Origin of the sequence: Pseudomonas sp. Ag1 (assembly GCF_000278565.1) — a bacterium.
GTDB lineage: Bacteria > Pseudomonadota > Gammaproteobacteria > Pseudomonadales > Pseudomonadaceae > Aquipseudomonas.
On sequence record NZ_AKVH01000071.1, the window covers coordinates 13,981 to 40,199 of the forward strand.

The 26,219-nt window shown below is 60.2% G+C and carries 19 protein-coding genes and 2 tRNA genes; 12 read left to right on the top strand and 9 right to left on the bottom strand.

The window, feature by feature from the left end; translation table 11 throughout:
* Positions 1-43: 43 nt before the first annotated feature.
* Genes A462_RS27260 through A462_RS27250 form a run of 3 tightly spaced genes read right to left on the bottom strand, consistent with a single transcriptional unit; the run spans position 44 to position 5,823 of the window.
* Positions 44-1,462: an efflux transporter outer membrane subunit gene (locus A462_RS27260; RefSeq protein ID WP_008431930.1), complete on the bottom strand. Its 1,419-nt coding sequence runs from the start codon at positions 1,460-1,462 to the stop codon at positions 44-46.
* Positions 1,446-2,612 carry an efflux RND transporter periplasmic adaptor subunit gene (locus A462_RS27255; RefSeq protein ID WP_003207841.1) on the bottom strand — a complete coding sequence of 389 codons (1,167 nt, stop codon included), beginning with the start codon at positions 2,610-2,612 and terminating at the stop codon, positions 1,446-1,448. The genes A462_RS27260 and A462_RS27255 overlap by 17 nt, the downstream gene beginning before the upstream one ends.
* On the bottom strand, positions 2,602-5,823 hold the full coding sequence (locus A462_RS27250) for an efflux RND transporter permease subunit (RefSeq protein WP_008431933.1): 3,222 nt from the start codon (positions 5,821-5,823) through the stop codon (positions 2,602-2,604). Before A462_RS27250 ends, A462_RS27255 begins: the two co-directional genes overlap by 11 nt.
* A gap of 216 nt (positions 5,824-6,039) precedes the next feature.
* On the opposite strand from A462_RS27250, the gene A462_RS27245 reads away from it, so the two are divergent.
* Positions 6,040-6,450, top strand: a complete 411-nt coding sequence (locus A462_RS27245) for a PA0061/PA0062 family lipoprotein (RefSeq protein WP_003207845.1) — start codon at positions 6,040-6,042, stop codon at positions 6,448-6,450.
* Positions 6,451-6,454: 4 nt separating this feature from the next.
* On the opposite strand, the gene A462_RS34575 is transcribed toward A462_RS27245, so the two are convergent.
* Positions 6,455-6,616, bottom strand: a complete 162-nt coding sequence (locus A462_RS34575; protein ID WP_003207847.1) for a hypothetical protein — start codon at positions 6,614-6,616, stop codon at positions 6,455-6,457.
* A gap of 263 nt (positions 6,617-6,879) precedes the next feature.
* Here A462_RS34575 and A462_RS27240 point away from each other — a divergent pair, with 263 nt between their 5' ends.
* Entirely contained in the window at positions 6,880-7,509 is a 630-nt protein-coding gene (locus tag A462_RS27240) for a peptidase C39 family protein (protein ID WP_050550299.1), read from the top strand.
* A 46-nt stretch (positions 7,510-7,555) separates the two neighbouring features.
* Here A462_RS27240 and pbpG read toward each other — a convergent pair whose 3' ends face one another.
* Together pbpG and folD are read right to left on the bottom strand one after the other, a co-directional pair.
* A complete protein-coding gene (gene pbpG, locus A462_RS27235; RefSeq protein WP_003207851.1) occupies positions 7,556-8,488 on the bottom strand; it encodes a D-alanyl-D-alanine endopeptidase in 933 nt (310 codons plus the stop codon).
* 208 nt (positions 8,489-8,696) lie between these two features.
* Positions 8,697-9,551, bottom strand: a complete 855-nt coding sequence (gene folD, locus A462_RS27230) for a bifunctional methylenetetrahydrofolate dehydrogenase/methenyltetrahydrofolate cyclohydrolase FolD (RefSeq protein ID WP_003207853.1) — start codon at positions 9,549-9,551, stop codon at positions 8,697-8,699.
* A 230-nt stretch (positions 9,552-9,781) separates the two neighbouring features.
* On the opposite strand from folD, the gene A462_RS27225 reads away from it, so the two are divergent.
* The 8 genes from A462_RS27225 to A462_RS27190 all read left to right on the top strand — a co-directional run bounded on the left by A462_RS27225 (position 9,782) and on the right by A462_RS27190 (position 18,874).
* A tRNA-Arg gene (locus tag A462_RS27225) sits at positions 9,782-9,858 on the top strand.
* Positions 9,859-9,890: 32 nt separating this feature from the next.
* Positions 9,891-9,966, top strand: a tRNA-His gene (locus tag A462_RS27220).
* 401 nt (positions 9,967-10,367) lie between these two features.
* Positions 10,368-11,678, top strand: coding sequence for a trigger factor (gene tig / locus A462_RS27215; RefSeq protein WP_008431940.1), 1,311 nt, complete (start codon positions 10,368-10,370; stop codon positions 11,676-11,678).
* Between the two features lie 92 nt (positions 11,679-11,770).
* Positions 11,771-12,406 (top strand): ATP-dependent Clp endopeptidase proteolytic subunit ClpP, encoded by a 636-nt coding sequence (gene clpP / locus A462_RS27210; RefSeq protein ID WP_003174822.1) that lies wholly within the window; start codon positions 11,771-11,773, stop codon positions 12,404-12,406.
* 112 nt (positions 12,407-12,518) lie between these two features.
* Positions 12,519-13,802, top strand: coding sequence for an ATP-dependent Clp protease ATP-binding subunit ClpX (clpX, locus tag A462_RS27205; RefSeq protein WP_003207856.1), 1,284 nt, complete (start codon positions 12,519-12,521; stop codon positions 13,800-13,802).
* Between the two features lie 151 nt (positions 13,803-13,953).
* Entirely contained in the window at positions 13,954-16,350 is a 2,397-nt protein-coding gene (gene lon / locus A462_RS27200; protein WP_003207858.1) for an endopeptidase La, read from the top strand.
* 146 nt (positions 16,351-16,496) lie between these two features.
* A complete protein-coding gene (locus A462_RS27195; RefSeq protein ID WP_003174819.1) occupies positions 16,497-16,769 on the top strand; it encodes an HU family DNA-binding protein in 273 nt (90 codons plus the stop codon).
* 230 nt (positions 16,770-16,999) lie between these two features.
* Positions 17,000-18,874, top strand: a complete 1,875-nt coding sequence (locus A462_RS27190) for a SurA N-terminal domain-containing protein (RefSeq protein ID WP_003207860.1) — start codon at positions 17,000-17,002, stop codon at positions 18,872-18,874.
* 89 nt (positions 18,875-18,963) lie between these two features.
* Here A462_RS27190 and nhaA read toward each other — a convergent pair whose 3' ends face one another.
* Both nhaA and A462_RS27180 read right to left on the bottom strand, forming a co-directional pair.
* Entirely contained in the window at positions 18,964-20,298 is a 1,335-nt protein-coding gene (nhaA, locus tag A462_RS27185; RefSeq protein ID WP_008431950.1) for a Na+/H+ antiporter NhaA, read from the bottom strand.
* Positions 20,299-20,413: 115 nt separating this feature from the next.
* A complete protein-coding gene (locus A462_RS27180) occupies positions 20,414-21,592 on the bottom strand; it encodes an MFS transporter (protein WP_008431952.1) in 1,179 nt (392 codons plus the stop codon).
* Between the two features lie 127 nt (positions 21,593-21,719).
* Between A462_RS27180 and A462_RS27175 the strand changes: the two genes are divergently transcribed.
* Positions 21,720-22,619, top strand: a complete 900-nt coding sequence (locus A462_RS27175; protein WP_003207864.1) for a LysR family transcriptional regulator — start codon at positions 21,720-21,722, stop codon at positions 22,617-22,619.
* 89 nt (positions 22,620-22,708) lie between these two features.
* Entirely contained in the window at positions 22,709-23,548 is an 840-nt protein-coding gene (locus A462_RS27170) for a DUF2242 domain-containing protein (RefSeq protein ID WP_008431955.1), read from the top strand.
* Here A462_RS27170 and aceE read toward each other — a convergent pair whose 3' ends face one another.
* Positions 23,549-26,218: a pyruvate dehydrogenase (acetyl-transferring), homodimeric type gene (aceE, locus tag A462_RS27165; RefSeq protein ID WP_003207866.1), complete on the bottom strand. Its 2,670-nt coding sequence runs from the start codon at positions 26,216-26,218 to the stop codon at positions 23,549-23,551. It abuts the gene before it with no gap.
* Between the last annotated feature and the right edge of the window lies 1 nt (position 26,219).

Here is a 26,219-nt window from a genome sequence, read left to right on the forward strand (position 1 = left end):
AGCCCGCTCCCACAGTTGATCACTGTCGTTCTTGAGACAGGTATCAGGCGTCGGGCTTCCAGCCTCCGCCCAGCGCCGTCACCAACCCCACACTCGCCTGCAACTGCCGCGTCTGCACCGCCTGCAACGTGCGCTGCGCCTGCAACGCCGCCGTCTGCGCCGTCACCACATCCAGGTAACTCACAGCCCCCGCCTGGTAACTGTTCATCGCCAGTGCCTGTGTGTGTTCGGCGGCATTCGCGGCAGCCTGTTCATCCATCGCCTCCTGCTGCAAGTCGCGCAGTTGCCCAAGGTTGTCTTCCACCTCACGCACGGCTCTTAACACCTGGCTGCGATAGTGCGCCGAAGCCTCTTCAAACTCCGCCTTGGCCTGGCGCTCATTGGCGCTCAGCCGGCCGCCATCAAAGATCGGCAGATTCACCAGCGGCCCCAGCGCCCAATACCGATTGGCGGCGGAGAACAAGTTGCCCACACCTTGGGTCTGCCCGCCAATCAAGCCGGTCAAACTGAAATCCGGGTACCACGCCGCCTTGGCCACGCCGATATTCGCGTTGGCCGCAAACACCCGTCGCTCGGCTGCCGCGATATCCGGCCGGCGTTGCAGCAGGTGGCTCGGCAGTTGTTGCGGAATCCCCGGCAGCGCGATCAATTGCTTGCTCGGCGGCAGCTGGAATTCACTGGCGGATACGCCCACCAATTCACCAATCGCATGCTCGGTGAGATTGCGTTGACCGCGCACATCGTCAAGCTGCGCCTGTGCTTCAGCCAGCTGATTCTGCGCCCGGGTCAGGTCGAGCTCCGAGGCGATCTGCCCCTCGTACCGGCTGCGGGTCAGTTTCAGCGCCTGGCCAAAATCATCCAGCGAACTGCTGAGAATCCGGCTCTGGGCATCCAGCCCGTTGAGCTGCACGTACAGCGTCGCCAACTGATGCTGCAGGCTCAGGCGCGCCACCGCCAAATCATCCCCGGAGGCTTGGGCCTGTGCATCGCCAGCCGCCACCTGGTTGCGGATTTTGCCCCACAGATCCAGATCGAAGCTCAGCGCAAACCCCGCCGTGTTGCTGTTGTACACCGAAGGCTGGGTATCACCCCGCAGTGGCCGATTGTCCGATTGCCGCTGGCGCAACGGTTGCGCGCTGGCGGTTATTTGCGGGAACAGCCCGGCATGCAGTTGGCTGGCATACGCTTGTGACGCATCGAAATGCGCCAGCGCTGCGGCCAGGTCCGGGTTGGCCTTGAGCAGTTGTTCCTGCAGGTCGTTCAGGCGCGGGTCCTGGTAAAGCTGCCACCACTTCGGCGCCAGTTGGTCGGACGGTTGCGCGCTGTGCCACGGCCCGTCGCTGGTCTGTTCGCGGTAGTTGGCCGGCAGGTCGATGGTCGGCGCCTTGTAGGTGGGCGCCAGCGAGCAACCGTGCAGTGCCACCAATACCAGGGCCGCGAGGGGTTTAAGCCTTGGGCGCATGGGCACCTCCGGCATCGGCCATTTGCACGGCGTCGCCTTCGCGCAGTGCGTCGGGTGGGTTGTCGACTACGCGGTCAGTGGGTTTCAGGCCCTGGTCAATCACCAGGCGCTCGCCGAGGTCGAGGCCGATGTGGATGTCTTGCAGGTGCACGTGGTTCTTGGCGTCCAGTACCGCGACCTGAGTACCTTCGGCGCGGAAGATCAGGGCGCTGGCCGGGATGCTCACGCCATGGGTATCCGCCGGAATCGCCAGGGTGGCTTCGGCGTAGTCGCCGGGCAGCAACTTGCCGTCCGGGTTGTCGGCCACGAACTGTGCGAGCAGGGTGCCGGAGCGGCGGTCGATGGCGGTGGAGTCGCCCATCAGCTTCGCGCTGAAGTGTTCGCCGGGGTGCTCGGGTACCGTCAGTTGGGCGGCCAGCCCGGGATGAATCACCGCGGCGTAGTTCTGCGGCACCGGCACGTAGAGGCGCAGTTGGTGGGTGTCGGCGATGTCGAACAGTTCCGGATCGCTGTCGCTGTCAGCCTTGATCAACTGGCCGATGTCGGTGTTGCGCGCGGTGATCACACCGGCGAATGGCGCGCGAATGGTCTTGTAGTCTTCCAGCGCCGAGAGCCGCGCATAGTCAGCCTCGGCGGCCTGGGCGTTGGCCTTGGCCGCCAGCGCGTTGGAGGTTTTTTCATCGGCCTCCTGGCGCGATACCGAATGGCTGTCCAGCAGGTTTTTCCAACGGGTGGCAGTGGTTTCTGCCAGTCGTGCGTTGGCCTGTTCCTGCACCATGCGCGCGTGGGTTTGCGCTACTTGCTGGTCGAGGTCGGGGCTGTCGATCTCGGCGAGAATCTGCCCGGCCTTGACCTGGCTGCCGATGTCGACTTTCCAGTCTTTCAGGTAACCGCTGACCCGTGCATGAATCGGTGCCTTGCTCCAGGCTTCCAGATGCGCGGGCAGGCGCAGGGTGTCGCCGGCCGCGTTCTGTTTGGGCTGGAACACCAGCACCTGCGGCACGGCGGCGGTTTCGGTCCAGGCGGTGACGGATTTTTCATGCATCGTACGGGCGTGCAGGCCGTTGGCGACCAACAGGGCGGCCAGTGTCAGGCCGCCGACACCCATGAGCATCAGACGCTTGCGCGAGGGTTTGTGATCAGACGACATGTGAAGTTTCTCCAGCAGCAGCGCGAGTAGGGTGACGACCGTGGACCAGGCTGAAGACCACGGGTACAAACAGCAAAGTGGCAGTGGTGGCGAGGATCAGGCCGCCGATCACGGCACGTCCCAGCGGCGCGTTTTGTTCTTCGGACAAGGCCAGCGGCAACATGCCGATGATCATCGCCAGGGCGGTCATGCAGACTGGGCGGAAACGGGTGTAGCCGGCTTCCAGTGCGGCCTTGAGTGCATCGCCATGTTCGGCCAGGCGCTCTCGGCAGAAGCTCACCACCAGGATCGAGTTGGCGGTGGCCACGCCCATACAGAGGATGGCCCCCGTGAGTGCGGGCACCGACAATGACGTGCCGCTGAGGAACAGCATCCAGACGATTCCCGCGAGCGCTGCCGGCAGTGCGGTGATGATCACGAACGGGTCAGTCCAGGACTGGAAGTTGACCACGATCAGCAGGTAGATCAGCACCACCGCACCGAGCAGGCCGAAGCTCAAGCCGTTGAACGCTTCATGCAGCGCATCGATCTGCCCGTGCAGGCTGATGGTCGCGCCTTTGGGGCGCATCGGGGCCATGTCGTTCAGCACTTTTTGCACATCGCTGGCGACGCCGCCGAGGTCGCGGCCTTGCACGTTGGCGTACAGGTCCAGGGTCGGCTCGATGTTGTAGTGGGTCACCACGGCCGGGCTTTGTACCCGCGAGATGGTCGCCACGCCGCCGAGGATCTGCGACTGACCATCGGCACCGGTTACCGGCAACGCTTCTAGGGACGGCAGGCTGTCGAGGCGGTATTGCGGGGTGGCTGCCACGATCGAATACGACACGCCGTTGGCCGGGTTGAGCCAGAACGTTGGTGCGGTTTGCGAGCTGCCGGCCAGGGACGCAACCATGCTGTTGGTTACGTCACGCTCGGTGATGCCCAGGCCGTTGGCACGCATGCGGTCCACGTTGACTTGCAGTGACGGGTAGCCGGTGGACTGCTGGATGCGCAGGTCGGCAATGCCCGGTATGTGTTTCAGGCGACGTTCCAGTTCGATGGCGTAGGCGCGGTTTTCTTCATCGCTGCGCCCGGAGATTTTCACGTCCAGCGGGGCCGGCGAACCGAAGTTGAGGATCTGGCTGCTGATGTCTGCCGGGAGGAATGCGAACTGGCTGCCGGGGAAGCTTTCGGGCAACGCTTCACGCAGTTTTTTCACGTAGTCGGCGGTGGGCGCATGGTCCTTTTTCAGGGTGACCTGGATATCGCCGTCCTGTGGGCCGATGGTGCCACTGCTGCTGTAGGCCATGTCGATGCCGCTCAGCGGGATGCCGATGTTGTCGACGATGGTGTCCAGTTCGTCGGCCGGAACGATCTCGCGAATCCGCGCTTCGATCCGGTCAAAGGCCGCCGCGCTCTCTTCGATGCGTGTGCCCAGCGGCAAGCGCACGTGCAGGGCCATGGCCCCGGCGTCGGTGGCCGGGAAGAAGTCCTGGCCCAGGCTTGGCAGCAGCAGGAACGAGGCGAGGATGCACGTCAGGAAGCCGATGATGAAGCGCTTGCGGGCGCCGAGGGCCAGGGTCAGCAGGCCGTGGTAAACGTCCCGCACGTTGGAGAAGTGACGCTCAAAACCCTGCTGGAAATTCAGCACCGATTGCAGCACCGCGTTGCGCTGCGGTTTGTGCTGGTCGCCCTCGTGATGGTTGATGAATTCATCTTCCGGGTGATGACCTTCACCTTGCTCCGGCACGTGCGGCTTGAGCAGGAACATCGCCAGGGTCGGCACCAGGGTTCGCGACAGAATGAACGAGCTGGCCATGGCGAAAATCACCGCCAATGCCATCGGGCGGAACAGGTAGCCGGCGATGCCTTGCAGCATGAACATCGGCACAAACACGATGCAGATACACAGCAGGGACACGAACGCCGGGCCGACGATCTGCTTGGCGCCGTCGAGGATCGCGTCCTTCACCGCCTTGCCTTGTTCCAGGTGCCAGTTGATGTTCTCGATGGTCACTGTGGCGTCGTCCACCAGGATCCCCACGGCCAACGCCAGCCCGCCGAGGGTCATGACGTTGAGGGTTTGCCCGGTGGCCGCCAGCAGGGCGATGGCCGACAGTACCGCGAGGGGAATCGACGCGGCGATGATGATGGTCGAGCGCCAGCTGCCGAGGAACAGCAGGATCATCGCACTGGTCAGCAAGGCGGCGATGATGCCTTCCTGGGCCACGCTGCCCACCGACTGTTTGACGAACACCGAGGCGTCGCCGAGCAGCGAGGTCTTCAGCGACGGCGGCAGGGTTTCATTGATGCGCGGCAGCATCTGGCGGATGCCGTCGATGATCGACAGGGTGGAGATGCTGCCGTTTTTCAGGGCCGGCATCAGCACCGCACGGTGGCCGTCGACGCGCACGATGTTGGTCTGCGGCGGCGAGCCGTCACGCACGTGGGCCACCTGGCCGATGGTGATGATCGCACCGTCGACTGTCTTGATCGGCAAGTCGTTGAGCTCATCAATCGCCTTCGGGCTGTTGTTGAGCAAAATCGTGTATTCGTTGGGGCCGAGTTTGGCGGTACCCACCGGGATAATCTGGTTCTGCAGGGCCAGGGCGTTGCCTACGTCCTGCGCCGAGAGACCTTTGGCGGCCAGCGCCTGTGGGTCGAGGTCGAGGGTGATCTGGCGTTGCTTGCCGCCCATTGGCGTGGGCATGGCCAGGCCGGGCAGGGCGCTCAGGGGCAAGCGGATGTTGTTCTGCACCAGGTCGCGGATCTTCGCTTCCGACAAGCTGGGGCTGGAGAACGCCATCTGCAGAATCGGCACCGTAGAGGCGCTGTAGTTGAGGATCAGCGGCGGCGTAATGCCCGGTGGCATCTGCTTGAGCACGGTTTGTGACACCGCTGTTACCTGGGCGTTGGCGGTGCGGATATCCACTCCGGGCTGGAAGAAAATCTTCACGATGCCCATGCCGGGTAACGACTGCGATTCAATGTGCTCGATGTCGTTGACGGTGGTACTGAGGGAGCGTTCGTAGGTGTAGATCACGCGACCGGCCATGGCGTCCGGAGACAGGCCGTTGTACTGCCAAACCACCGCAACGACGGGGATACCAATATCGGGAAATACGTCAGTGGGGGTACGCAAGGCCGCCATGGGCCCGATGATGCAGATGAAAATTGCCAGCACGATAAACGTGTAGGGCTTGAGCAGTGCGGTCTTTACCAGCCCGAGCATGCCGTAACCTCCAAAGGAGTTGGATTGCAAACGCTCGCAGTCTTGACGGACCCACCTAACACGCACCTTTCAGCCAGGTGAAGGAAGATTTAGTTAACGGCTGAAGATCCTTTCATATGTATTCATTTGTTCAACAATGGTGACAGTAACAAGCTGGATACCGATCGAACGGGAGCTGTTTCGCCTGTTCACTCTTTATCCATTTGGAGTTCTGCCATGTCGCTTAAACCCTTGTTGTTGATCCCGGCCTTGAGTGCGGTCCTGTTGTTGTCGGCGTGTGCCGGCCCGATGCCGAAGGCGGACCCGAGCGAAGCCTGGATCGGCTTGCAAGAGGAGGCACCCAACGACCTGATGGCCGAGCGGGTAGACGGTAAAAACATTAATGATGGCCGCTACTTCGAAGTGAAACCCGGCGCGCATCGCCTGGACGTCACCTTGTTTGAAGAAGAGGCGGGGGATGATAACCAGCAGGATTGTCGCGGGCATGTGACCTACGGCAACTTCAAGGCCGGCGAGCATTACACCCTGGTGGAATCCAGCCTGGGTACGACGGTGCGTGCCGAGTTGAAGGATAGCCACGGCAAGGAATTGGCGCAGACCGAAGACTTCAGTTGCATGCCTGGCTAAGGCGTCAGGCGTGGTGCCCGGCGGGTTTGTGCAGCTTGCCGGGTGCTGCGGGTTTTACGTGTGGGTGATGGTGCCGGCGGGTCACGCGCATCACGCCCCACAGCATGGCGGCGGCGACGGCCAGCCAGCCACAGATCAAAAGCAGAATCGTTGTTGTCAGGCTCATAAGTGCCTCCTTTCGCCCGGTGCCGGGCACACACTGTCTTCTCAATGGACAGTCTAGCTATCCGCAGGTTGCCTGCTATTGACCAATGGTCGTGTGCGTCCAACTTGTTTGCTCTATCGCCGGCCTTTTACTGCGCTGCAAGGCTATACCCGCGCCCCGGAGCGTCCTATGATCAGGGCCCACGTCGACCGTTGATCAAGTGAGTGAAGAAGTTGCGGTTTCCCTCGAACATTAAAACCTCCTGGTGGGTCGCCGCCTGTTTCATGGGGCTGGCGGCCTGTTCCTCGCATCCAAAACCCACGAGCATCCCGGGGCTGCCGGAGAGTGTCGAGCTCAAGGGCGTGCCGGCGTTTCGCGGTGAGACTTACCTCGGTGGCCCAGCCGCTCTTGCCAGCATGCTGTCCCAACAAGGCATTGTGATTACACCGGGGCTATTGGATAAGCCACTGCATTTGCCGGGCGCTGAAGCGGACCTTGAACGCAACATGCAGGTGCTGGCCCGTGAATACGGGATGTTGGTGTACCCGCTGGAAGATCAGCTGCCGGCGCTGCTGGCACAGGTCGCGGCCGGGTACCCGGTGATGGCGCGTATCACCCAGGGCTCGACCTTCTGGGCCGGTCCGCGGTATGTCGTGGTGGTGGGTTACAACAAGCAGAAGAGCATGGTGCTGCTGCGTTCAGGCTTGGCGCGGCGCATGCCGATGGATTTCAGCGCGTTTGAGTCGGCGTGGAAAGACGGCGGCAAGTGGGCGGTACTGATTCAGCGGCCCACCCAGTTGCCGGTCAAGGTCGACGCCCAGCGCTGGCAGCAGGCTGCCAGCGCCACCGCGCAGGCGGGCCAGGAACAGGCGGCGGCCCAAGCAGTCAAGGCACTGGCCAGTCAGGCGAAATAAAAAAACGGCGCTCAAGGGCGCCGTTTTTTATGTCGCTATTTACGGATCAGCGGGATTCGGTGACCTGAACATTCGCCCGTGGGCGGTTCTTCAGGTTTTTGTCAGCCTTGTAGCGCAATGCGACGTCTGGCACCGAGCCGCTCTTGCCGGTTTCGACCCAGCTGCGGATGCGCCCGGCATCGGCAAAGTGGGTGAATTTGCCGAAGGCATCGAGGATCACCAGCGACACCGGGCGATTACCCATGCTGGTCACCAGCACCAGGCAATGGCCGGCCTGGTTGGTAAAGCCGGTCTTGGTCAGCTTGATGTCCCAGTTGGCGCGGTTGATCAGGTGGTCAGTGTTGGAGAAACCCAGGGTGTAGTTGGGTTTGCGGAACGAGACGGTCTTTTCCTTGGTGGTGCTCAACTGGCTGAGCATCGGGTACTTGCGTGCGGCGGCCAGCAGCTTGCTCAGGTCGCGGGCGGTGGACACGTTATGGATCGACAGGCCGGTAGGTTCCACATAATGGGTACTGGTCATGCCCAGTGCCTTGGCCTTGGCGTTCATCGCTGCGATGAAGGCCGGGTAGCCGCCCGGGTAGTGGTGGGCCAGGCTGGCGGCGGCGCGGTTTTCCGAGGACATCAGGGCAATCAGCAACATCTCCTTGCGCGGCATCTCGCTGCCGATCTTGACCCGGGAGAACACGCCTTTCATCTCTGGCGTGTCCTTGATGTTGATGTCGATGTATTCATCCATGTTCTGCTTGGCTTCCAGCACGATCAGGCCGGTCATCAGTTTGCTCACCGAGGCGATCGGCACGATGACATCCGGGTTGCTGGCATAGATGACTTTGTTGGTCTGCAGGTCTACCACCATCGCACTGCCGGAGGCGATGTGCAGGGTGGACATGTCGCGGGGAGCGGTGGTGGTTTCGCTTGCGCTCGCGAAGGTGCCTGTCAATGCAAAAAATAGGCTGACAATGGAAAGATGAATTTTCACGCGGATGAACTCGCTAAAAAAAGTAGGGATATACCGTTCTGCACGGACTTTCTGATAAATGCCGTTACATTTTAGGAGTATGGATCAGAAACTGTCGAATGTTCTTCTAGAAACAGATGAAACCCCTTAAAAACAAAGAAAAAACTACTTTTTTTCGGCCAATAAAAAGCCCTGCGATAAGGCAGGGCTCTTTCAGAACGGCTGGTTATTAGACGTGCAGGGTTTCGGCTGCGTACAGGGTATTTTCCAGCAGGCAGGCACGGGTCATCGGGCCGACACCACCGGGTACCGGGGTGATCCAGCCGGCACGGGGCAGGGCGGTTTCGTACACCACGTCGCCCACGAGCTTGCCATCGTCCTGGCGGTTGATGCCCACGTCGATGACGATGGCGCCCTCCTTGATCCACTCACCCTTGACCAGGCCCGGCTTGCCGGCGGCGACGACCACCAGGTCGGCGCGGCCAACGTGGCCGGCCAGGTCCTTGGTGAAGCGATGAGTCACGGTCACGGTGCAGCCGGCCAGCAGCAGTTCCATGGCCATCGGGCGACCGACGATGTTCGAGGCGCCGACGACGACGGCATCCAGGCCATACAGATCGACGCCGGTGCTTTCCAGCAGGGTCATGATGCCCTTCGGGGTGCACGGGCGCAGCAGCGGGATACGCTGGGCCAGGCGGCCGACGTTATAAGGGTGGAAACCGTCGACGTCCTTGTCCGGGCGGATGCGTTCGAGCAATTTCGACGCGTCCAGATGCTCGGGCAATGGCAGTTGCAGCAGGATGCCGTCGATGGCCGGATCGTCGTTGAGGCTGTCGATCAGGTCGGTGAGGGCCTGTTGGGTGGTGTCTTCAGCCAAGTCGTAGGCTTTGGAAATAAAGCCGACCTCTTCACAGTCTTTACGCTTGTGCGAGACATAAACCTGAGAGGCAGGATCGCTGCCGACCAGGATCACCGCGAGGCCCGGCGTGCGCAGGCCTTGTTGGCTGCGCTCGGCGACTCGTTTGGCGATCTGCTGGCGCAGGCTGGCGGCGATTGATTTGCCGTCGATAAGTTGTGCAGTCATTACGCGTGATTAACCATCGAGAGGGGGAAGAAAAGTGCGCGTATTCTCGCATGCCATGGCGTGAGGGCAAAGGCGCTTGGTCTGCAAATTCCCCTAACCCCTTAAATAAAATGAATTTTTTATAAAAAGGATTTGACGGGTTTCGGGTCCATCTATACTATTCGTCGCACTTGTCGGGCACAGCCTAGCACTGGTTAGTTTGTAATCCTCCAAGAGTACAGATTAATAAGGCGCCCGTAGCTCAGCTGGATAGAGCATCCGCCTTCTAAGCGGATGGTCGCAGGTTCGAGTCCTGCCGGGTGCGCCATTAGGCAGCTTTGGCACAAGTAGCGCAATATGGTGGGCGTAGCTCAGTTGGTAGAGCACGGGATTGTGACTCCCGTTGTCGAGGGTTCGATCCCCTTCGTCCACCCCATATTTCGAAAGGCGCCAGATTAATAGTCTGGCGCCTTTTTTGTTTCAGCGGTTTGAGTTTCAACGCAGTCGCAGGTGTTGGGCTGCAGGGCAGGGCGTTTCGTCGTATTTATGTTTCGCGATGATGCCGCACTGCCTGCCGGCCTTGTTCGCAGGGTCGGTTGTCAGGGAGATGATTGGCAACCGCTTCTATATATAGAAGGGTTGGCGCAGAGCCCTGGCATGATGGGATGTATTTGCCACCGGGGCGAGCTGCACTCGTGCATTCGCACCTATAAATTGCCTGCTGTTTTTTTACCCGTTTTCAGTAGGGTGACTTCTTGAGTTTGACCCACTAGAATGCATGCCCTTGATTCTGGGGTCGGAAACGGCCAGCTAACGTCTGTGCAACGAGGAATATCCATGCAAGTTTCTGTTGAAAATACTTCTGCTCTTGAGCGCCGCATGAGCATCACCGTGCCGGCCGAGCGCATCGAGACCCAGGTCAACAAGCGTCTGCAGCAGACTGCCCAAAAGGCCAAGATCGCTGGTTTCCGTCCAGGCAAAGTGCCAATGAGCGAAATCAAGCGCCGCTTCGGTGCTGATGCACGTCAGGAAGCTGTAGGTGACGTGATCCAGGCTTCCTTCTACGAAGCCGTTGTCGAGCAAAAGCTGAACCCGGCTGGCTCGCCTTCCATCGAGCCCAAGTCCCTGGAAGCAGGCAAGGATCTGGAATACGTTGCAATCTTCGAAGTGTTCCCTGAGTTCGAAGTTGCCGGTTTCGATTCGATCGCCATCGAGCGCCTGAGCGCTGATGTTGCTGACTCCGACCTGGACAACATGCTGGAAATCCTGCGCAAGCAGAACACCCGTTTTGAAGTGGCCGATCGTGCTGCCCAGAACGAAGACCAGCTGAACATCGATTTCGTTGGCAAGGTTGACGGCGAAGCATTCGCTGGCGGCTCCGCCAAGGGTACTCAGCTGGTGCTGGGTTCCAACCGCATGATTCCTGGTTTCGAAGACGGCCTGGTTGGCGCCAAAGCCGGCGAAGAGCGCGTTCTGAACCTGACTTTCCCGGCTGACTATCAGAACCTGGACCTGGCTGGCAAAGCCGCCGAGTTCACCGTGACCGTCAACACCGTTTCCGAGCCCAAGCTGCCAGAACTGAACGAAGAGTTCTTCAACCAGTTCGGCATCAAGGAAACCGGCATCGAAGGTTTCCGCACCGAAGTTCGCAAGAACATGGAGCGTGAACTTCGTCAGGCCATCAAATCCAAGGTCAAGAACCAGGTGATGGACGGTCTGCTGGCTGCCAACCCGATCGAAGTGCCGAAGGCCCTGCTGTCCAACGAAGTTGATCGTCTGCGCGTGCAGGCTGTTCAGCAGTTCGGCGGCAACATCAAGCCTGACCAGCTGCCGGCCGAACTGTTCGAAGAACAGGCCAAGCGCCGCGTTGTACTGGGTCTGATCGTGGCTGAAGTGGTCAAGCAATTCGACCTCAAGCCTGACGAAACCCGCGTTCGCGAAATGATCCAGGAAATGGCTTCGGCCTACCAGGAGCCTGAGGCTGTTGTGTCCTGGTACTACAAGAACGACCAGCAGCTGAACGAAGTGCGTTCGGTTGTGCTGGAAGAGCAAGTTGTGGATACTGTTCTGCAGAAGGCTAAGGTGACCGATAAAGCGGTCTCTTACGAAGAAGCAGTCAAGCCGGCTGAAGCAGCACAAGCCGACTGATCGCTCAACTCGTTTGAAAATACACCCATAAGCCAGCCTCGCGCTGGCTTATGCGTATTCAAGACATGACTATTTGGGAGTAACTGCAGAGCATGTTCCGTAATTCGTATATTCAGCAGAACTCTGATATCCAGGCCGCTGGCGGCCTGGTCCCGATGGTTGTCGAGCAATCTGCTCGTGGCGAACGCGCCTATGACATCTACTCGCGCCTGCTCAAGGAGCGAGTGATCTTTCTGGTTGGTCCGGTAGAGGACTACATGGCCAACCTGATTTGTGCGCAGCTGCTGTTCCTTGAAGCGGAAAATCCGGACAAGGACATCCATCTCTACATCAACTCCCCGGGCGGTTCGGTGACAGCGGGCATGTCGATCTACGACACCATGCAGTTCATCAAGCCGAACGTATCGACCACCTGTATCGGTCAGGCGTGCAGCATGGGTGCTTTCCTGCTGACCGCTGGTGCTGAGGGCAAGCGTTACTGCCTGCCGAACTCACGCGTGATGATTCACCAGCCACTGGGCGGTTTCCAGGGCCAGGCATCGGACATCGAAATCCATGCCAAGGAAATCCTCTTCATTCGTGAGCGTCTCAACACGCTGATGGCCAAACATAGCGGGCATACCCTGGAAGAGATCGAGCGCGATACCAACCGTGACAATTTCATGAGCGCCGAAGCGGCTCGTGAATACGGGTTGATCGACGCAGTGATCGAAAAGCGCCCCGCTTAATATAAGCAGCTCAAAATAGGGCTGGTCGGCAGGTCCGACCACCAGTGGACTTGAAAAAGCCCTCAATAGCCTTCATCTTGTGTTGCAAGCCTATCGGATTTGGATCGAACGAATGACTGACACCCGCAACGGCGAGGACAACGGCAAGCTGCTCTATTGCTCCTTCTGTGGCAAAAGCCAGCATGAAGTACGCAAGTTGATTGCCGGCCCCTCGGTCTTTATCTGCGACGAGTGCGTCGACCTGTGCAATGACATCATCCGTGAGGAGGTGCAGGAAGCCCAGGCCGAAAGCAGCGCGCATAAATTGCCTTCGCCTAAAGAAATCAGCGGCATCCTTGATCAGTATGTGATTGGTCAAGAGCGTGCAAAGAAGGTTCTGGCCGTAGCGGTGTACAACCACTACAAGCGTCTGAACCAGCGTGACAAGAAAAGTGACGACGTCGAGCTCGGCAAAAGCAACATCTTGCTGATCGGCCCTACAGGCTCGGGTAAAACCCTGCTTGCAGAGACCCTGGCTCGCCTGCTGAACGTTCCCTTCACCATCGCCGACGCAACCACTCTTACCGAGGCCGGTTACGTAGGTGAAGACGTCGAGAACATCATTCAGAAGCTGCTGCAGAAATGCGACTACGACGTGGAGAAGGCCCAGATGGGCATTGTCTACATCGATGAAATCGACAAGATTTCGCGCAAATCCGACAACCCGTCGATCACCCGGGACGTTTCCGGTGAAGGCGTGCAGCAAGCGCTGTTGAAACTGATCGAAGGCACGGTTGCTTCCGTACCGCCACAAGGCGGCCGCAAGCACCCGCAGCAGGAATTCCTTCAGGTTGATACGCGCAACATCCTGTTCATCTGTGGCGGTGCGTTCTCCGGCCTGGAAAAGGTTATTCAAAACCGTTCCACCCGTGGCGGCATTGGCTTCAGTGCAGAAGTACGCAGCAAGGAAGAAGGCAAGAAAGTCGGTGAATCCCTGCGTGAAGTCGAGCCTGACGATTTGGTCAAGTTCGGTCTGATCCCGGAATTCGTTGGCCGTCTGCCGGTCCTGGCGACGCTGGACGAGCTGGATGAGGCTGCGTTGATGCAGATCCTCACCGAGCCGAAAAACGCCCTGACCAAGCAATACGCCAAGCTGTTCGAGATGGAAGGTGTGGACCTCGAGTTCCGTGCTGACGCGCTCAAATCGGTGGCCAAGCGGGCACTGGAGCGCAAGACCGGCGCCCGTGGTTTGCGCTCGATCCTCGAAGGCGTACTGCTCGACACCATGTACGAAATCCCCTCGCAGTCCGAGGTGAGTAAAGTGGTGATCGACGAAAGCGTTATAGAAGGCAAGTCCAAGCCACTGTATATCTACGAAAACAGTGAGCCGGCTGCCAAGGCTGCGCCAGACGCTTAAGCGTTGCACCGCCGAGCTGCACAAAATAAAGGGGCCTTAAGGGGCCCCTTTGTTTTTACTGCGTTTAACTGATGCCATTACGCTTGTTTTTTTTGCAGGCAGCCCCCATCTTGGTTTCAAGCTTACTTTCATCTGTCATAGAGGCGAAATCATGAAGACAACCATCGAATTGCCTCTCCTGCCGTTGCGTGATGTCGTCGTCTATCCGCACATGGTTATCCCGCTGTTCGTGGGGCGCGAGAAGTCTATCGAAGCCCTCGAGGCCGCGATGACGGGCGACAAGCAGATCCTGCTGCTGGCCCAGAGAAATCCTGCTGACGATGATCCGGGCGAAGATGCCCTGTATCGCGTTGGTACCGTTGCAACTGTCCTGCAACTGCTCAAGCTGCCTGATGGCACCGTCAAGGTGCTGGTGGAAGGCGAGCAGCGCGGTGCGGTCGAGCGCTTCATGGAAGTGGACGGCCACCTGCGTGCCGAAGTGGCGCTGATCGACGAAGTCGACGCCCCTGAGCGCGAATCCGAAGTGTTCGTTCGCAGCCTGCTGTCCCAGTTCGAGCAATACGTGCAACTGGGCAAGAAAGTCCCCGCAGAAGTCCTCTCTTCCCTCAACAGCATTGATGAGCCAAGCCGCCTGGTCGACACCATGGCCGCGCACATGGCGCTGAAAATCGAGCAGAAGCAGGACATTCTCGAGATCATCGATTTGTCGGCCCGGGTCGAACACGTCCTGGCGCTGCTGGATGCCGAAATCGACCTGCTGCAGGTTGAGAAGCGCATTCGCGGCCGTGTCAAAAAGCAAATGGAGCGCAGCCAGCGCGAGTACTACCTGAATGAGCAGATGAAGGCCATTCAGAAAGAGCTGGGCGACAGCGAGGAAGGCCACAACGAAATCGAGGAGCTGAAAAAACGCATCGATGCCGCCGGCCTGCCGAAAGACGCGTTGACCAAGGCCACTGCCGAGCTGAACAAGCTCAAGCAAATGTCGCCGATGTCGGCCGAAGCCACCGTGGTTCGTTCGTACATCGACTGGCTGGTGCAGGTGCCGTGGAAGGCCCAGACCAAGGTGCGCCTGGACCTGGCCCGCGCCGAAGATATTCTCGATGCCGATCACTACGGCCTCGAAGAAGTCAAGGAGCGCATCCTCGAATACCTCGCCGTGCAAAAGCGCGTGAAGAAGATTCGTGGTCCGGTGTTGTGCCTGGTCGGTCCTCCTGGTGTGGGTAAAACCTCGCTGGCGGAGTCGATTGCCCACGCCACCAACCGCAAATTCGTGCGCATGGCCCTGGGCGGTGTTCGTGATGAAGCGGAAATCCGTGGTCATCGCCGGACTTACATCGGTTCGATGCCAGGAAGATTGATTCAAAAGATGACAAAGGTGGGTGTGCGCAACCCGCTGTTCCTGCTCGATGAAATCGACAAGATGGGCAGCGACATGCGTGGCGACCCGGCGTCTGCTTTGCTGGAAGTGCTCGACCCCGAGCAGAACCACAATTTCAACGACCATTACCTGGAAGTCGACTACGACCTGTCCGACGTAATGTTCCTGTGCACCTCCAACTCGATGAATATTCCGCCAGCCTTGCTGGACCGGATGGAGGTGATTCGTCTGCCGGGTTACACCGAAGACGAGAAGATCAACATAGCCGTCAAATACCTCTCGCCCAAGCAGATTGCGGCCAACGGCCTGAAAAAAGGCGAGATCGAATTTGATGCCGACGCGATCCGCGACATCATTCGTTTCTACACCCGCGAGGCCGGTGTACGGGGCCTTGAGCGTCAACTGGCGAAGATCTGCCGCAAGGCCGTGAAGGAACATGCGCTGGAAAAACGCTTCTCGGTGAAGGTCACCGCTGACCTGCTGGAACACTTCCTGGGCGTGCGCAAATTCCGCTACGGCCTGGCTGAGCAGCAGGACCAGGTAGGCCAGGTCACTGGCCTGGCGTGGACCCAGGTGGGCGGCGAATTGCTGACCATCGAGGCCGCCGTAATCCCGGGCAAAGGGCAACTGATCAAGACCGGTTCCCTGGGTGACGTGATGGTTGAATCCATCACCGCCGCGCAGACCGTGGTGCGCAGCCGCGCCAAGAGCCTGGGGATCCCCCTGGACTTCCACGAGAAGCACGACACCCACATCCACATGCCGGAAGGGGCAACGCCGAAAGACGGTCCTAGCGCTGGCGTAGGCATGTGCACGGCACTGGTATCAGCCCTGACCGGCATTCCGGTGCGCGCCGATGTCGCCATGACCGGGGAAATCACCCTGCGTGGCCAGGTACTGGCCATTGGTGGCCTCAAAGAGAAATTGCTGGCTGCACACCGCGGTGGTATCAAGACTGTGATCATTCCTGAAGAGAATGTTCGAGACTTGAAGGAGATTCCTGACAACATCAAGCAGGATCTGCAGATTAAACCGGTTAAATGGATTGACGAGGTCCTGCAAATTGCGCTGCAATACGCGCCGGAGCCCTTGCCGGATGTGGCTCCGGAGATAGTTGCAAAGGATGAAAAACGCGAGACTGACTCTAAGGAAAGAATTAGCACGCATTAATACGTTTAAGCCTGGGGGCTTCCTTGACAGCTTTTTAGAGCCCTTGTTATAAAGCGGCTCTTAAGTGTCTGTAGGCCATTCAGCACTGGTTTTTGCTTTCACCAAAAAACTTAGAATCATACTCAATAGATATAAGGGGACTTAGAGTGAACAAGTCGGAACTGATTGATGCTATCGCTGCATCTGCTGATATCCCGAAAGCCGCTGCTGGCCGTGCGCTGGACGCAGTAATCGAATCCGTCACTGGCGCTCTCAAGGCCGGCGACTCTGTGGTACTGGTTGGTTTCGGTACTTTCTCTGTGACCGATCGTCCAGCTCGCACTGGCCGTAACCCACAGACTGGCAAGGCTCTGCAAATCGCCGCTGCCAAAAAACCAGGTTTCAAAGCCGGTAAAGCCCTGAAAGAAGCCGTTAACTAAGCTTCGCTCAAGCCTTACCCATCCGGGTCGGACGCAGGTCTGACCTGGCAGCGGAGCGGCAGCTGACCCGAGTATCCATCGGGTCGCCACGCCGGGGGTGTGGGTTCAAACCCCCGTCCGCTCCGCCAGTTACGAGAAGGCGCATCCTCGGATGCGCCTTTCTTCTATCCGGACTCTACCCACGCTCCACGGTTGCCTAATTTTGAAGTTCAACCGTTTCTGGGGGACGCATGCTGCAGAATATCAGGGACAATTCACAAGGCTGGATTGCCAAGACCATTATCGGGATCATCGTCGCATTGATGGCGTTCACCGGTATCGAGGCTATTTTTCAGGCTTCGACCAACAACAAGCAGGACGTGGCCAAGGTCAACGGTGAAGAAATCACCCAAAGCGAACTGGGCCAGGCCGTCGACATGCAACGTCGCCAGCTGATGCAACAGCTGGGCAAGGACTTCGATGCTTCCTTGCTGGACGAAAAGCTGCTGCGCGACGCCGCCCTCAAGGGCCTGATCGATCGCAAGCTGCTGCTGCAAGGCGCGGCCGATTCGAAATTCGCTTTCTCCGAAGCTGCGCTGGATCAAGTGATCCTGCAGACGCCGGAATTCCAGGTGGATGGCCAGTTCAACGCTGAGCGTTTCGACCAGGTGATCCGTCAGCTGGGCTACAGCCGTATGCAATTCCGTCAGATGCTGAGCCAGGAAATGCTGATCGGCCAGGTTCGTGCAGGCATTGCCGGCAGCGGTTTTGTGACTGATGCCGAAGTGCTCGCGTTCGCCCGTCTGGAAAAACAGACCCGCGATTTCGCCACCGTCAGCGTCAAGGCCGACCCTGCAGCAGTGAAGATCACTGACGACGAGGTCAAGGCTTACTACGACCAGCACGCCAAGGAGTTCATGACCCCGGACCAGGTGGTCATCGACTATCTGGAGCTGAAGAAGGCTTCCTTCTTCGACCAGGTCGCGGTCAAGGACGATGAGCTGCAAGCCCTCTATCAGAAAGAAACCGCCAACCTCGCTGAACAGCGTCGCGCGGCGCACATCCTGATTGAAGTCAACGACAAGACCACTGACGAGCAGGCCAAGGCCAAGATCGAAGAAATCCAGGCGCGCCTGGCCAAGGGCGAGAAGTTCGAAGCCCTGGCCAAGGAGTTCTCCCAGGATCCGGGTTCTGCGAACAACGGCGGTGACCTCGGTTTCGCTGGCCCTGGCGTCTACGACCCTGCCTTCGAAACAGCGCTGTATGCACTGAACAAGGACCAGGTCTCGGCACCGGTGCGTTCCAGCTTCGGCTGGCACCTGATCAAGCTGTTGGGCGTTGAAGCACCAGAAGTGCCATCGTTCGCCAGCCTGAAAGACAAGCTGACCCGCGAGCTCAAGACCCAGCAGGTTGAACAGCGTTTCGTCGATGCGACCAAGCAACTGGAAGACGCTGCATTCGAAGCTTCCGACCTGGCCCAGCCGGCGTCGGACCTGAAGCTGACCGTGCACACTTCCGCGCCGTTTGGCCGTGAAGGTGGCGAAGGCATCGCTGCCAACCGTGCCGTAGTGACCGCTGCATTCAGCCCTGAAGTACTGGATGAAGGTGCCAACAGCACCGCCATCGAGCTGGATCCGGAAACCATCGTGGTGCTGCGTGCCAAAGAGCACCTGAAGCCTACCCAGCTGCCGCTGGAAAGCGTTGCCACTGCCATCCGTGCCCAGTTGACCAAGGAGCGCGCGAGCGCTGCGGCGAAGACTCACGCGGACGAGCTGATTGCCAACCTGCGTGATGGCAAGACACCGCTGAACCAGCCGGTGGATGGCCAGGCCTGGAAAGTCACCGAAGCGGCCACCCGTGGCCAGGAAGGCGTCGAGCCAGCCGTGCTGCAAGCCCTGTTCCGTATGCCAAAGCCTGCGGCCAAGGACAAGCCGACCTTCACCAGCGTGACCCTGCCAGACGGTAGCCTGGTGATCGTGCGCTTGAACGCGGTCAATGAAGCCGCTGCACCGACCGATGACGAGAAGGCTCAGTACCGCCGCTTCCTCGCGTCCCGTGTCGGCCAGCAAGACTTCGCCGCCTATCGCAAGCAGTTGGAAACCAAGGCTGAGATCAAGAAGTTCTGAGCTCGTAACAGTCTGAATAAAAAGACCCCGGCCTGAAGAGGCCGGGGTCTTTTTTTATCCACTAATCAGCTGACTCAACCAGTCTTGATTCAACGCGCAAACTTGAGCTTGCCCCAACTCAGGCCAATCACAGCCGCCAGGGTCGAAGCGCTCAGCACACTCAGCTTGGCAGCCGACAGCAGCGTCGGATCGGAGAAGGCCAGCGACGAGATGAAAATCGACATGGTGAAACCAATTCCCGCCAGCAGGCCCACCAGGGCGACGCCGTTCCAGGTCACGCCCTCCGGCAGCTGGCAGATGTTCAGTTTGACCAGCACCACGCTCGCCAGCATCACACCGAGCGGCTTGCCGAGCACCAACGCCAGGATGACCCCCATGAACACACCGTGGGGCAGCGGGTCGTTCAGGTTGAACCCTTGCAGGCTCACCCCCGCGTTGGCCAGGGCAAACAGTGGCATGACGCCGAAGGCCACCCATGGGTGTAACCCGGCTTGAATCCGCTGCACCGGCGGCAACATTTCCCGTTGGGCCTGTCTCAATTGCTTCAATGGTTTGGCGACCTGATGGGCACTTTCTGACGGATGCGAAAGCCGGTCCATCAGCTCGTTAAATGTGCGCCCGATGGTGTCCAGAGGGCGTTCCCGAGTCGGTCTGGAAGTCACGGGCGTTATCAGGCCAAGCATTACGCCCGCGAGCGTCGGATGCACGCCGGTCTTGAGCAGCCCAAACCAGACAATCGCCCCCGGCAACAGGTACACCACCGCCTTGCCAATTCCCATCCGCTGAAAAACCAGCACCAGCGCCAGCCCGCAGGCCGCGATCACCAGGCCCATGTAGTCCAGGCTGGCGGTATAGAAAATCGCGATGATCAGGATGGCGACGATGTCATCAATGATCGCCAGCGCCAGCAGCAGGATGCGCACGCCGGCGGGGATGGATTTACCCAGCAGCGCCAGCACACCCACGGCAAATGCGATGTCGGTGGCTGTGGGCACCGCCCAGCCACTGGCCGCTACGGTGCCATGGTTGAGCAGGGTGTAAATCAGCGCCGGCATCAGCACGCCACCCAGTGCCGCGCCGAGGGGCAGGGTGGCCAGTTTCAGGTTGGCGAGTGCGCCGTCCCTGATCTCCTGGCGAATCTCGGCGCCCACCACCAGGAAGAAGATGGTCATCAGCCCATCGTTCACCAGGAAGTGCAACGAGCGCGAGACCGTGAAGTCTCCCAGCCCGATAGTGAGTGGGGTGTTCCAGAAGTGTTCGTAGGAATCTGCGACGGGGCTGTTGGCCCAGACCAGCGCGACGATCGCTGCCAGCAGCAACACGATACCGCTGACTGCTTCGATCCTTGAAAACCGCTCCAATGCGGACAGGGCGCCTTCGACCAGAACCTGGGGGCGCGGAATAGCAGGGTGTTTATCAGGCACGACAAGTCTCCATTGGCGGCCCGACCAATGCTTATCCTTTAACCTGCGCTGTGCCGTATGCAGCAGCGCACCCGGTGCGATCATAAGAGTTAAGAAACATCACGTCACGTTTCGTTTAAACATCGGTTAAACGCAGCGTCGCGATCAGCGCCAGTACGACCAACGCGGCGACCGCCCATGGAAACGATGTCACTCCCCACCCTTGCAACAACATGCCGCCGAGTAGTCCGCCACCGGCGATGCCCAGGTTCCACACCGTCACCAGCATCGACTGTGCGGCATCGGCTGAATCCCCGGCCGACTTGGCCAGCGCCGTTTGCAGCAATGCCGGCAAACCGCCAAACGCCAGCCCCCATAACGCCACCGTGGTGTAGATCACCGTCGCCGAGGTGATCCAGAACGCCAGCGCCAGGGCCGACAGCGCGAACATTGCGCAGCTGATCACCAATAAGGCGCGCAACCGCTGATCAATCAGCGCGCCGACGATCCAGATACCCAGCAGCGCCGCCAGGCCAAACACCAGCAGCACCTGGTCGATGTCCGCTGCAATCCCGGCAGGTACCAGGAACGGCGCGATATAGGTGTAGAGAATGTTATGAGCTAGTACGTAGGTGAAAGTCACAAACAGCACCGGACGAATCCCTGGCAGTGCCAGCACCTGGCGCAGCCCCAGGCGTTTTTCCGCCTGTTGCCCGGCAAAGTCCGGGACCTGCCAGCGCACCCAGGCCAGCAGCACAACCGTCAGGCCGGACATGATCGCGAAGCTCAGGCGCCAGCCCACCGTGGTGCCCAGGAATGTCCCGGCCGGTACACCCAGTGACAGCGCCAATGGCGCGCCGAGCATGGCCACGGCAATGGCCCTGCCTTGCAGGTGCGGCGCAACCATGCGGCTGGCATAACCGGCCAGCAGCGCCCAGAGCAATCCCGCGAACACCCCGGCGAAGAACCTGGCCACCAGGGTCAGCAGGTAATCGCTGGAAAACGCCGTCACACTGTTGACCAAGGCAAACCCGCCGATGGCAATCATCAGCAATGGCCGCCGGCGCCAGCCCCGGGTGGCGATGGTCAGGGGAATCGCGGCCAACAGCGAGCCCAGGGCGTACAGGGTCACCAACTGGCCCACCAACGCTTCGGACACCCCGAGGCCGGCGCCCATTTGCGGGAGCAAGCCCGCCGGCATGGCTTCGGTGAGGATGGTGATGAAGCCGGCGGTAGCCAATGCCAACAGGCCGCCCAGAGGCAGTCGTTCACGGCTCACCGTGGGGGTCGTGGAAGATAGGGCGCTGTCGCTCATGTTTCTTGGCTCCGGTTTTCAGACGAAAGGGCAGGGAGCCAGAGTAGGGTGCTGCACGGTGGAGAAAAACAGGCTAAGGTTCCGAACTTATCGGACGCCAATGTCCGCAATCCTCGGGAGCGAGACGATGGACAGCCTGGGCAGTATTTCAGTGTTTGTGCAGGTGGCCGAAACCCGCAGCTTTACCGAGGCCGGGCGCATGCTGGGGGTGTCGTCCTCGGCGATTGGCAAAAGCATCGCGCGCATCGAAGAGCGCCTGGGGGTGCGGCTGTTCCATCGCAGCACCCGCAGTATCACGTTGACCAGCGAGGGCGCGCTGTTTCTCGAACGCTCCCGGCGCATCCTGGCGGAAGTCGAAGCCGCAGAACAGGAACTGAGCCAGGCATCCGCCACCCCCAGAGGCAAGTTGCGCGTCAGCCTGCCGCAAGTGCGCGGCTTGTTGATGCCGGTACTGACGGATTTCATGCGCGCCTATCCCGAGATCGAGTTGGACGTGGACTTCTCCGACCGCATGGTGGATGTGATCGAGGAGGGTTTCGACGCGGTGATCCGCACCGGCAAACCCGAGGACTCACGCTTGATGGCGCGCCACCTCGGGTATTACCGCCTGGTGCTGGTGGCGTCCCCGGAGTACCTGCGCCTGCACGGTACGCCGCGCCAGCCCCGGGATTTGAGCGACCACGCCTGCCTGCGCCACAAATTCTGCGCCACCGGCAAACTGGAAACCTGGCCACTGCGCCCGGAGCCGGGCCTGCCGGAGCCGACCCTGCGTGCGCCGCTGGTCTCCACCACCATCGAATCACTGATGCACGTGGCCCATGAAGGCCTGGGGATTGCCTGCCTGCCAGACTTCATGGTCCGCGAATCGGTGGAGCAGGGCCGGCTGCAACGGGTGCTGGACTATTACCTGGAGCACAGCGGCAGCTTCTGGATGCTCTGGCCATCAAGTCGCCATGCCTCGGCGAAATTGCGCGTGTTTATCGACCATATGGGCGAGCGGCTTTTTCCTGCGGACACCGTCCCGTAAGGCTGTGACGTTTTACCGACAGGAATTCGCGCGCCGAGGCCACGTTCTGTTGCACAATACCGCCCTGACTGTTTTCCTCAGGATTTTCGATGTCGACATCATTTCACTTGCGTAGCCTCGGGTTGGCGCTGGTGCTGGCGGGCGCTGCGGGCTGCTCGTCACCCAAGACCGCTATTTATGAACATGAGAACTTCGACGACTCCGGCACGTTTTCCCGTGATTACCCGGTCAGTGACACGGCGGCCTGCGAAGCGGCGCGGCGTGCGCTGTTGAGCCAGGGTTACATCATCACCAGCAGCGATCCAAAGCTGGTGGCGGGTAACAAGAGCTTCCAGCAGACCGGCGAAACTCACCTGCAGATCAGCTTCAACGTGGTGTGTGCCGACGATGGCAGCGGCAATCATCACTCGACGATGTTCGCCAACGCCTTGCAGGATCGCTACGCCTTGAAGAAGGTCAACAACTCCGCCAGCCTCGGTGTGGGTGTGTTGGGTTCGGTGTCGATGCCGATTGGCTCCACCGACGACTCCATGGTCAAGGTGGCCAGCGAGACGGTGTCTGCGCCGAAGTTTTATGAGCGTTATTTCGCCCTGGTGGACGTTTTCCTGCCCCAGGAAGTGAAAAAGGCAGCGCATATTCCAGAGAAGCCCAAGGCTGACCTGGGCATCCCGGAACCTAAGGCAGCTCCGGCGGCCGATAAGGCCGATAAGGTTGAAGCGCCGAAAGAAGTGCCAAAAGAAACGCCGGCCACACCGGCAGCCCCAGTGACACCGGCGGTGGTGCCAGCGGCATCGGAGCCGGTGGTACCACCGGCGGAACCCGCGCCGATTGCACCAAAGGAAGCCCCGGCACCTGCGCCAGAGGCCACCACTCCTGCGCTGCCGGCGCCGACCGAAGCGATTCCGCCTCTGCCGACGCCTGCGCAGTAACTACACCGCTACGGGGTTGGCCTTGTCGACGTTGATCCCGTAGCGGCTGATCGCCTCCGCCACCCTGGCGCGGCTGATCAGGCCGTCATCCGCCAGCGCCTTCAAGGCCGCCAGGGCAATGAAATACCGGTCCACCTCGAAGAACTCGCGCAAGGTTTCGCGGGTATCCGATTGCCCGAAGCCATCGGTGCCCAGCGCCACAAAGCGCCGGCCCGGTACAAACGGGCGAATCTGATCGGCAAAGATTTTCATGTAGTCGGTGGCGACCACCACGGGCCCGGGCTGGCCCTCAAGGCACTGCTCGACATAGCTGGTACGCGGTTCGCTTTCAGGATGCAGCAGGTTCCAGCGCTCCACGGCATGGCCTTCCCGGCGCAGCTCGGTCAGGCTGGTGACACTCCACACATCGCTGGCCACGGCAAAATCATCGCGCAGCAGGTCCGCGGCGGCGATGACTTCCCGCAGGATCGAACCGCTGCCCATCAGTTGTACCCGTGGTTGCGTGGTGTCTTCAGCCGCCTTCAACCGATACATACCCTTGAGAATCCCGTCCTCGACGCCTTCGGGCATCGCCGGGTGCGGGTAGTTTTCGTTGAGCAGGGTGATGTAGTAGTAGATGTCCTCTTGCTCGACGTACATCCGGCGCATGCCTTCGCGAATGATCACCGCCAGCTCGAAGGCAAACGTCGGATCGTAGGAAATGCAGCACGGGATCACCGACGACAGCACGTGGCTGTGGCCATCGTCATGCTGCAGGCCTTCGCCCATCAGCGTGGTGCGCCCGGCCGTCGCCCCCAGCAGGAAGCCCCGCGCCCGTGCATCGCCCGCGGCCCAGGCCAGGTCGCCAACCCGCTGGAAGCCGAACATCGAATAGAAAATGTAGAACGGCACGGTCATCAAGCCGTGGTTGGCGTAGGACGTGCTCGCTGCGATCCATGAGGAAATGGCGCCGGATTCATTCAGGCCTTCCTGCATGATCTGTCCGTCCTTGCTTTCCTTGTAGTAGGAAAGCTGACCGGCATCCTGTGGGGTGTAGAGCTGGCCGACAGCGGAGTGAATGCCGATCTGGCGGAACAGGCTTTCCATGCCAAAGGTGCGGGACTCGTCCGGCACGATGGGCACGATCAGTTTGCCCAGGTTCGGGTCCTTGAGCAGGGTGCCGAGGATGCGCACAAAGGCCATGGTGGTGGAGATCGCGCGTTCGCCGGTGTCCTTGAGCTGGGTGGCGAAGGCATCCAGTTCCGGGATCTTCAGCGACTCGACCGCGCTATGGCGGGCCGGTACGTAGCCGCCCAGTGACTGGCGGCGGGCGGCGAAATAGCGTGCCTCTTCGCTGTCGGCGGCCGGTTTGAGATACGGGATTTCAGCCAGTTGGTCGTCGGCCACTTCCAGCCCGAAGCGATCGCGGAAGGCTTTGACGGCTTCAGCGCCCATCTTTTTCAGCTGGTGGTTGATGTTCTGGCCTTCGCCGGCCTCGCCCATGCCGAAGCCCTTGACGGTTTTCGCCAGGATCACCGTCGGCTGGCCGCTGTGACGCACGGCGGCGGCATAGGCGTTGTAGACCTTGTCCGGGTCATGGCCGCCTCGTGAGAGTTTCCAGATATCGTCGTCGGACATATCTGCCACCAGCGCCAGCAACTCCGGGTATTTGCCGAAGAAGTGTTCCCGCACGTAGGCGCCGTTTTGCGATTTGTAGTTCTGATAGTCGCCGTCCACGCATTCCATCATGCGCTGGCGCAGCAAGCCGCTTTTATCCTTTTCCAGCAGCGCATCCCAGCCGCCGCCCCAGATTACCTTGATCACGTTCCAGCCGGCGGCGCGGTACAGGCTTTCGAATTCCTGGATCACCTTGGCATTGCCGCGCACCGGCCCATCCAGGCGTTGCAGGTTGCAGTTGACCACGAAGATCAGGTTGTCGAGCTTCTCGCGCCCGGCCAGGGAAATGGCTGCCAGGGATTCCGGCTGATCCATCTCGCCATCACCGAGGAACGCCCACACCTTGCGGCCCTGGTGCTGCTTGAGGTCGCGGAACTCCAGGTAGCGCATGAAGCGCGCCTGATACGCGGCGGTAATCGGTCCGAGCCCCATGGAAACCGTAGGAAACTGCCAGAAGTCTGGCATGAGGCGAGGGTGCGGATAGGATGACAAACCGTCGCCACCGGCTTCCCGGCGGAAGTTGTCCAGCTGGGCTTCGCTGATCCGGCCTTCGAGGTACGCCCGCCCGTAAATGCCCGGCGCGGAGTGGCCCTGGATGTACACCAGGTCGCCATCGAAGCTTTCAGTTCGGCCACGGAAGAAATGGTCGAAGCCTACGTCATACAGCACCGCAGCCGACGCATAGGTTGCGATATGCCCGCCCACGCCGGAATGTTTGCCCGCGCGCAGCACCATGGCCATGGCGTTCCAGCGAATAAACGCATTCAGCCGGCGCTCGGTGGCCAGGTTGCCGGGGTAGGGCAACTGGCGGTCTACCGGGATGGTGTTGACGTACGGGGTGGTCACCCGCCCGTAGAAGTCGCCATGCCGCGCCACGTCGAAATCCAGCAACTGATCAATCAGGTAATGCGCGCGCGGGCGGCCTTCGGTGGACAGCACCGATTCGATGGACTCCAGCCATTCGCGGGTTTCCTGTGGATCGTCGTCGAGGCGTACTGCAGTGTTCGGGGTCATG